Annotated in this window: 7 protein-coding genes; 5 read left to right on the top strand and 2 right to left on the bottom strand. The window is 62.8% G+C overall.

The window, feature by feature from the left end:
- Positions 1 to 388 precede the first annotated feature (388 nt).
- Entirely contained in the window at positions 389 to 1906 is a 1518-nt protein-coding gene (locus E3T43_RS19595; RefSeq protein WP_134473537.1) for an amino acid ABC transporter permease/ATP-binding protein, read from the bottom strand.
- 38 nt (positions 1907 to 1944) lie between these two features.
- Positions 1945 to 2811 carry an ABC transporter substrate-binding protein gene (locus E3T43_RS18565; RefSeq protein ID WP_134473536.1) on the bottom strand — a complete coding sequence of 289 codons (867 nt, stop codon included), beginning with the start codon at positions 2809 to 2811 and terminating at the stop codon, positions 1945 to 1947.
- A gap of 161 nt (positions 2812 to 2972) precedes the next feature.
- On the opposite strand from E3T43_RS18565, the gene E3T43_RS18560 reads away from it, so the two are divergent.
- The 5 genes from E3T43_RS18560 to E3T43_RS18540 are packed head-to-tail and all read left to right on the top strand — an operon-like array spanning position 2973 to position 8745.
- The gene (locus E3T43_RS18560) at positions 2973 to 3710 is read left to right on the top strand and encodes a GntR family transcriptional regulator (RefSeq protein WP_134473535.1); all 738 of its coding nucleotides are present in this window, start codon (positions 2973 to 2975) and stop codon (positions 3708 to 3710) included.
- A complete protein-coding gene (locus E3T43_RS18555) occupies positions 3707 to 4537 on the top strand; it encodes a DUF1989 domain-containing protein (RefSeq protein ID WP_134473534.1) in 831 nt (276 codons plus the stop codon). Before E3T43_RS18560 ends, E3T43_RS18555 begins: the two co-directional genes overlap by 4 nt.
- The gene (locus E3T43_RS18550; protein ID WP_134473533.1) at positions 4524 to 5282 is read left to right on the top strand and encodes a LamB/YcsF family protein; all 759 of its coding nucleotides are present in this window, start codon (positions 4524 to 4526) and stop codon (positions 5280 to 5282) included. The genes E3T43_RS18555 and E3T43_RS18550 overlap by 14 nt, the downstream gene beginning before the upstream one ends.
- A 3-nt stretch (positions 5283 to 5285) precedes the next feature.
- Positions 5286 to 6923 carry a carboxyltransferase domain-containing protein gene (locus E3T43_RS18545; protein WP_134473532.1) on the top strand — a complete coding sequence of 546 codons (1638 nt, stop codon included), beginning with the start codon at positions 5286 to 5288 and terminating at the stop codon, positions 6921 to 6923.
- A 10-nt stretch (positions 6924 to 6933) separates the two neighbouring features.
- On the top strand, positions 6934 to 8745 hold the full coding sequence (locus tag E3T43_RS18540; RefSeq protein ID WP_134473531.1) for a biotin carboxylase N-terminal domain-containing protein: 1812 nt from the start codon (positions 6934 to 6936) through the stop codon (positions 8743 to 8745).
- The last annotated feature ends 279 nt before the right edge of the window (positions 8746 to 9024 follow it).

Genomic DNA, 9024 nt, shown 5'->3' with positions numbered 1-9024 from the left:
CACGGGGGTGATTCCCGTTCCCGAGCTCACTGCTGCATAATCAGAAACACTGACCTGCACGGTGTCGAGAAACTCCACCACTCAGCGGGACGTGACCCGGGCCAGCCTCATACGTCACCAGCTGCGGGCCTGGTAACGACGACACCCACGCCACGATGTCTGGCGTGCTCGCCGACAATTTCCGATGCAGAACCTCGCCAGTGTCAGCATCGATAACGCAACCCTGGGTCGTGCGGGCGTGCACATCCAGACCAACAAAACTACGATATGAAATCAACTGGGGCCTCCCAAATTCGACTGTGGATAGGCCAACCTCCGCAGGCTGGTAACCCACGTCTACTCGAACGGAGGCCCCAGCCTCAAGAGGTCAGGCTGTATTTCATATCGTCTAGCGCGTCGCGACCCGATCGAGAAAACGACGGGTACGTTCCTGCTGCGGATCGTCGAAGATTTGCGCTGCAGAGCCCTGTTCCCCGATTCGGCCGGCATCCATGAACACGACGTAATCGGCGACCGCCTGGGCGAAACTCATCTCGTGTGTGACGATGACCATGGTCAGGCCTTCGGATGCGAGTTCCGCCATCACGGACAGTACCTCGTCTACGAGTTCGGGATCGAGAGCGGATGTGGGCTCATCGAAGAGGACGACCTCCGGGTTGATCGCCAAGGCACGGGCAATAGCTACTCGCTGCTGTTGCCCACCGGAGAGCTGGTGCGGGTACTTGGCTGAGTGTTCTGCCATACCGACTTTGCGCAGGACAGCCAAGCCAGCTTGGCGCGCGTCCACGCGAGACATGGTTCGCAGATGGGTGATCGCGAAGGTGACGTTCTCGAGCACCGTCTTGTGCGGGAACAGATTGAACTGTTGGAAAACCATTCCAATGTGACGCCGTTGTTTGGATATTCGCGGGTCGGCAGCGGCAATCAAGCGTCCTGCCCGGTCGAGTTGGTATCCCACGGGCTCATCGCGATATTCAACTGAACCGCCGTCTATCATCTCAAGAGCATTAAGCGTGCGGATCAGAGTGGTTTTGCCCGAGCCGGACGGCCCGATGATGGCGATCACCTCGCCCTTGTGAACTGATAGGTCGACGCCCTTCAGAACGTGCGTCGAGCCAAAGCTCTTCGTGGCCCCCGACACGGCAATGACGACTTCACCGGCGTGCGGATTCTTGGCGCGAACCGGCAGCGCGGGTGTGACCTCCCCGACGATCGCCGAGACGTCCAGGCGGGTCTTTCGACGGGTCACATCCAGCCGACGCTCGACCAGCTTGAGGCCACCGTCGAAGATGCTGACCAGTGCGACGTAAAAGATTGCGACGACCAGGAGGGTCTCGAGCACCTTGAAATTCTGGGTATAGAGTCGCTGTCCGACCAACAATAGCTCGGTGAGGGAGATGGCGGAGACCAGCGACGTCAACTTGATGATGGTGACCAGTTCATTTGCGAGCGCCGGAAGCGCCACGCGAAAGGCCTGGGGGATGACGATGTGCGTTTGAACTCCGAGCCACGGAATGCCGAGTGCTCGTGCCGCTTCGCCTTGGCCTTTGGCGACGGAGAGGATGCCACCGCGATGGATCTCGGCGATGTACGCGGTCTCTGACAGCACGATGGCTATGAGGCCGGCGATGAAGGGAGAGCCGACGATCACCTGAAGTCCGGGGACGAGCTGGGGTGCGTTGTAGACGAAAATGAGCAGGACCAACAGGGGCAGACTGCGAAAGAGCCAGACGTAGATACCGAGTACCCAGGCCAACGGCCGAAATCGGGACTGTCGCCCGAGGGCGACCAGCATCCCCAGGACGACCGATATGGTCCAGCCGAGCAGGGCGAGAACGATGACCGTACCGGCCGCCTCGTAGAAGGGGGCGTGAGTGAAGAGCCCGACGACGTAATTCCAGTCCATGTGTGTCCTTATCAGCGGTGGCCGGGCTCAGGAAAGTGTCAGTTGCCGAGGATTTGCGCAACCTGAGCAGCGTCAGGTTCGGCGAGGTTGTATTCGCTCAGGAGAGCGTCGTAGCTGCCGTCGGCCTTCATCGACTCCAGTGCCGCCAGCAGTTTGTCGGCGAGGTCGGAGTTTCCCTTCTTGACGGCCAGACCCACCGGGATTGGGTACAGCAATGCGGTACTCGAAATGTGCACGGCATTGTCGGTGGCTGATTCCAGAGTGGATGCCACGCCGGCGTCGGTCAGTTGGGCGTCTACCTGACCCGACAGAAGCGCCTGGGTTCCCTCGGGGTCTGTGGTGAACTCACGCACGTCGACTGCGGCCGCGCCAGACGCGACGCAGTCGGCCGAAGCATCAACTCGGAGGCGCTGCACGATATCGCCACCCTTGATCACGGCGACGACCTTGCCGCACAGATCAGGAATGGTTGTGAGCGGTGATGCCCCGGCTGCGACGACAATGGAGTTGCCGGTCGAGAAATAGGGGATGTAGTCGACCTCGGCCGCGCGTTCTTTGGTGATATACAGCGCCGACGCAATGACATCGAAACGCTCGGATTTGATGCCGGCGATGAGCTGCTCAAAGCGAGTGTCTTCATAGGTGACCGTCATATCCATCGCTTCGGCGAGAGCCAGGGTGATGTCGGGATCGAAGCCGGCCGGTGTGTCACCCTCAAGAAAGGCGTACGGAGGGTAGGTGAGGTCGGACCCCACCGTGAGCACATTCTCGGCGGCCGCACCATCCGTCGCCGCCGCACAAGACGTCAGCAGGAGGAGGGCGGCTGCCGACAGCGCGACGGTTCCGATCGAGCGAGAGATTCGTGATGCATCAAAAGATCGGATGGGGCGGTTGAGTAATGTCATAGGTCACAGACTAGAGATTGTTCAACAATAAAGGCAAGGCAATATTGTTTCCGCAAAGTAAATTCTTGAATCGACAAGAGATTTACTGGCTTGTAGAAGTAAGCTCCCGGGTAGAGGCCAAGAAGCAGAAAATTATTGTTCAGCAATAAGTGAGAGAAGTGATGATGCAGAACATCGGGGTCGGTGTCGCCTTGGCGCCACCAATTGAGGCGCTGACGGCCGACCGTGTTGCAGTGGCCCTGCGGGCGGAGATCCTGCACGGACGCCTGTTGCCGGGCACCCGCTTGAAGGACGCGCAGCTCGCCGCGCAGTTCCAGGTCTCTCGAAACACACTCCGCGATGCCATCCGCCAGCTCACGAGTGATGGTCTCGTCACCACCCAGCTCCACATAGGCAGCGCGGTGCGCAATCTGACCGAGGACGACGCTCGCGACATCTACGCGGTGCGCCGCACGTTGGAAACGGCTGCGATCCTCGGCAGTTCTCGCGCCACCAGGGAACAGCTCACCTCGATTTCGCGAGCGGTGAGCCTCGCTTCTGACGCCAATCACAACTCTCGCTGGCGGGATGTCGGTACGGCCAGCCTGGAATTCCACCAGGCTCTCGTCGGGTTGTGTGGCTCGCCGCGGCTCGATGCCTTCTTCGCGAATATCCTCGCCCAGTTGCGGCTCGTGTTCTCGGTCATGCCCGATGAGTCGGGGTTTCAAGGCGAATGGATCGAACGGGACGCACAGCTCGCCTCGCTCATCTTGGCGGGTCGGCGAGCGGATGCCGCGGCCGAGTTGGACCGTTACCTCGAGACCTCTGAAGCGCTCATCATCGATGCCATTCGCGCCAGCCGTGCAGAATCCTTACCCCGGCGCGCCAGCGCCCCAACCGAAGGACAGATAAAACTGTGAGCGTTCAAGCCGCCTACCAGGCCACCGCCGGAAGCCCCCTCGACGTGGATCGTGAGTTCTATGGGCGAATCGCCAGTGGCGCCGGTCGGGTGCTGACCGAACAATTCACTATTCCCATTCGCAGCGGCCGGGCGTGGAAGGTTCCCGCTGGCCATGTCTGCCGAATACTGACGGTCGACGGGCCACAGGTCGGTGATCTGAACCTGTGGAGTTTCGACAACCCCCGCGAACGGTTCTGGGCGGCGCGAACCCGTCAGCTGCACGCCGCCCACGTCACCACGTATGACCGATTCTGGTCCACCCTCCCGTACCTGCGGCCCCTCGCCACGATCGTCGCCGACACGCTCGAAAACTACGGTGTTGACAAGGAGGGGGGCCGCGTTCACGACACGCTGGGAACTCGTTGCGATCCGTACGTCAATCGGATGCTCACCGGCATCGACGATGACGTGCACTGTCATTCCAACCTGACCCGCGCCATCCTGCCCTACGGGCTCACGGAATTCGACGTCCACGACGTGCTGAACGTCTTTCAATGCACCGGTCTCAATGAGAACGATCAATACTTTATGAAAGCCTGCCCGGCCACACCCGGCGACTACTTTGAATTCTTTGCCGAGACGGATCTTCTCGTGGCGCTGTCGACCTGCCCGGGCGGTGATTTATCCGTTCCGTTGTGGGGACCCGACGCCCAGGATCCCCTGGAATTCTGCCACCCCATCGGTATCGAGGTTCATCGGGTTGACCAGGGCATCCTCGATGAGTGGACAGAACCGAAATTTGCCGCCTACTCCGGCCAGCACGGACTGCGCTATGTCAACGATTGACCTCAACAGCGATGTCGGTGAGTCCTTCGGCAATTGGACCTTCGGCGATGACGCGTTGGTCATCGCCTCGGTGACGAGCGTCAATGTCGCCTGCGGCTTTCACGCCGGCGACCCCAGCACCATTCGGGCGACCTGCGAGGCTGCCGCCGCAGCGGGAGTCACGGTGGGCGCCCATCCGGGCTATCGCGACCTGGTCGGCTTCGGCCGCCGGTTTCTGGACATCGCACCCCGCGATCTGACTAATGACGTGATCTATCAGCTCGGCGCCATGCAGGCGCTCGCGCGGATTTCAGGCACTTCAGTCTCGTACGTCAAACCGCACGGCGCTTTATACAACACTATTGCGCACCACGACGTTCAAGCCCGTTCAGTTGTTGACGCGATCCTCGCCGTTGACCCGGCATTACCGATCTTGGTGCTGCCGAATTCGACGATTGAAGCGGTTGCGCGTGCTGCCGGCCTGCGAACTGTTGCCGAGGCCTTTGCCGACCGAGCCTACCTCCCCGACGGGACGCTGGTCCCCCGGACCCTTCCCGGATCGGTGCTGCACTCTGTTGCCGCCGTGACGGACCAGGCCATTCTTCTCGCCGAATCGGGACAGGTGCGCTGCCTGGATGGCACCATCATCACCCTTCCCGTGGAGAGCATCTGTCTGCACGGCGACACGCCGGGAGCGGCCCACATGGCGGCGACAATACGCTCAGCGCTGGACAGTGCGGGCATAAGCGTTCGAAGTTTCGTCTAGCGGATGACGCGACGAATCGAGTCGGTGCACCTGCTGAGCGACCGTGCTCTGCTGGTGGAACTGGAATCCCTCGCCGGAGTATTGGCTGTGCAGACTGAACTCACGATCAACCCGGCCGCGGGTCAGGTCGATGTTATCGCCGGCGCGGGGACGGTCGTCGTGACGACCCGCACGACGCAGGCCCTGAACTCCCTGGTCGAGCGACTTCAGCACTTCGATCTCGATGCCCATGCCGCTGGTGCGGGGCTGGCTCCTTCCGACCTGATCAGCATCGACACTGTTTATGACGGACCCGATCTGGACGGTGTTGGACTACTCACCGGGCTCACCAGGGACGGTGTCGTGGCCGCGCACAGTTCCCAGGTCTGGACGGCCGCCTTCGGCGGCTTTGCGCCCGGTTTTGCGTATCTCGTTGGGGAGAACGAGAGCCTGACCGTGCCGCGCCGGGATATCCCGCGGGTGCGGGTTCCCGAAGGATCAGTGGCCCTCGGCAACAACTATTCGGCGATCTACCCCCGTTCGTCACCGGGCGGGTGGCAACTGATCGGACACACCAACGCCGACTCCTGGAACCTTGATCGTGCCGACCCCGCCATGCTGCGCCCCGGAAGCCGCGTGCGATTTCACCCGGTTCGCGCTCAGGCCGTCGCAGCGAGCAGTCATTCTCAACCAACTAAACCACGCGGTGACACCCGCACGAGCGGCCTCCGGGTCATTGCCCCCGGGCTGCAGTCGACGGTGCAGGACCTCGGTCGGCCCGGCCTCGCCCACCTCGGCGTCACGGCATCGGGAGCGCTCGACCGGGGAGCTCTGGTGCGGGCCAATCGGCTCGTCGGCAATCCTCCGGGAGCGGCCGGGCTTGAGCACGCGCTGGGTGGCCTGACCCTGGAAGCCGCATCGGACCAGGTTCTCGCGGTTACCGGCGCCGACGCCGCCCTACGTATCCGGCGATCCGGCGACGCCGCGGAGCGCGAAGTCGCCAGCAACGTGGCATTCGCACTGCTTGCTGGCGAACGGCTGACCATCGGCTCACCGCGCCGCGGGGTGCGCAGCTATGTCGCCCTTCGCGGCGGGATCGATGGCCCGCTCACGCTGGGCAGTCGGTCTAGCGACACGCTGTCCGGCCTCGGCCCGACCGTGCTCGCCGCCGGAACTCACCTCTCCGTTTTAGCTGTGACCACCGGGGGAATCGTCGGTGCTCCCGGGCTGGACGGCCCTAACCTGCCCGACGCGGCAACCGTGACGGACCTCCGGTTCACCCTGGGACCTCGGGCGTCGTTGTTCAGCCCGGAAACCCTCGCCCGGTTCGGCGGTCAGGAATGGACCGTGACGACGCAATCCAACCGAATCGGCATTCGTTTGTCGGGCGAACCGCTGCTCCGCAGCCAGCCGGGCGAACTGGCCAGCGAGGGGACCTTGAACGGGTCGATCCAGGTACCGCCTTCCGGCCTTCCCGTCCTGTTCCTCGCCGACCACCCGGTGACGGGAGGCTATCCCGTGCTCGGCGTTGTGCTGGATGCGGATATCGATCGTGCGGCCCAGCTTGCGGCCGGGTCCCGCATCCGCTTTATCAGTGTGAAGCCTGCACCCGGCGGGCCTGCAGATTCTCGCACCACGAGGAATGACCAGAACCAAAAGTGATGGAGGCTCCATGAAGAAAGTTCTCATTGCCAATCGCGGCGAGATAGCCATTCGGATCATTCGCGCTTGCGACGACGCCGGCCTTGGCTCTGTTGCCGTGTATGCCGATATCGACGCTGACGCTTGGCACGTCAGCCTCGCCACGGAGGCCTGGGCCCTCAACGGGGCCAGCCCCGCCGAAACCTACCTGAACGTCGCCAAGTTGTTGGCCTGCGCGAGGGCGTCGGGCGCCGACGCCGTGCATCCCGGCTACGGATTCTTGTCGGAGAACGCTGATTTTGCCGAAGCAGTGATCGACGCCGGCCTGACCTGGATCGGACCGACACCTGCGGCGATCCGGTTGCTGGGCAACAAGGTCTCAGCTCGTGAGATCGCGATCAAGGTGGGCGCCCCGCTCGTGGCCGGTTCCACCGGAACGGTGATTGATGCGTCGGAAGTGGCGGAGTTTGCCGCGCGTGAAGGGCTGCCCATTGCCATCAAGGCAGCATTCGGCGGCGGCGGGCGTGGCCTGAAAGTCGTGCGCGAGCTGGATGAAATTCCGGAGGCCTTCGCGGCCGCCGTGCGAGAGTCTCAGATCGCGTTCGGCCGCGGAGAGTGTTATGTCGAGCGCTTTCTCGACCGCCCACGCCACGTCGAAGCTCAAATTCTGGCTGACAGCCACGGCACGGTAATCGTCGTCGGTACCCGTGATTGCTCGCTGCAACGTCGAAATCAAAAGTTGGTCGAAGAAGCTCCCGCGCCATTTCTCACGGCCGCGCAGCAGGATCAGATCGTCACGTCGGCCAAGGCGATCTGCCGCGAAGTGGGCTACGTGGGTGCGGGTACGGTCGAGTACCTCATCGCCGCCGATGGCTCGGTGTCTTTTCTCGAGGTGAATACCCGGCTGCAGGTCGAGCATCCCGTAACCGAAGAAACATCAGGAATCGATATCGTGTTGGCACAGCTGACGATCGCGGCTGGCGGGACCGTACCGGTTTCCTACGATCCGGAACCGCACGGACATGCTTTTGAGTTTCGGATCAATGCTGAAGATGTCGGCCGCGGATTTCTTCCCTCGCCCGGTCGGGTCACCAGTTTCACTATGCCGTCCGGTCCGGGAATCCGGGTGGACTCCGGCGTGCGCAGTGGCTCTGTCGTTCCGCCCCAGTTTGATTCGCTGCTGGCCAAGCTCATCGTCACGGGTGCAACTCGCGAGCAGGCACTGCGGCGAGCTCGACGCGCGCTGGCCGAATGCGAAATAACCGGCCTCGCAACAGTGCTCCCCTTTCATCGGGCCGTCGTGGACGATGGAGCCTTCGCGGCAGACGACCGACTCGGCGTCTACACCGGGTGGATCGAGGCCGAATTCGTGAATCGGATCACAGGTGATCCGCAATTCTCCCCGATGCCGCCGGAGGAATCGCGCCGGACGATCACCATAGAACTGGACGGCAAGCGGACGGCACTCGGGCTGCCAGCGTCACTGTTCCAACTTGTGGGCCAATTCCCGGGCGAACTCGGCCGCGAGTTCGCGGGCGAAACGGCGGGCGAAACCGGGGGCAGTGCGCTGGCGACAGGCCAGCGGCAGCAACCCCCGGCGGATGCCGACGGGCGAGCGTTGCGATCGCCGATGGGTGGGTCGGTCGTAAAGTGGCTGGTACATTCCGGTGAAACCGTGAATCAGGGCCAGCCGATTCTTATTCTCGAAGCCATGAAGATGGAATCCACCGTGACCGCCCACCGCAACGGCATCGTCGGTGATCTCAGTCACGGAATCGGCAAGATCGTCGCCGCGGGAGACATGATCGTGTCGATCGAAGCCGGGCCAGACTCACCGGTGTGACCCGCGGTCACCGCGGCGGGTGGGCTGCGGCGGTGGCGTCCGTGCGGGGCGTTTCCGGGCCCCCTCCCGGAAAGGGGTGCGGAGGGGGAGGTGGTACAGGTCGACGCGGATCTACGTGCTTGAGCAGGTGCGGCGGAGACGGCGTTGGACGGTGCGGCGGTGGACCGTGGGGCAGGTCATCGGGTCACGTCCCGCTGAGTGGTGGAGTTTCTCGACACCGTGCAGGTCAGTGTTTCTGATTATGCAGCAGTGAGCTCGGGAACGGGAATCACCCCCGTG

This window comes from Cryobacterium sp. Hh7 (assembly GCF_004403155.1).
Classification (GTDB): domain Bacteria; phylum Actinomycetota; class Actinomycetes; order Actinomycetales; family Microbacteriaceae; genus Cryobacterium; species Cryobacterium levicorallinum.
Note: the sequence above shows the minus strand (reverse complement) of the source record. Positions and strands in the feature narration are given on the sequence as shown.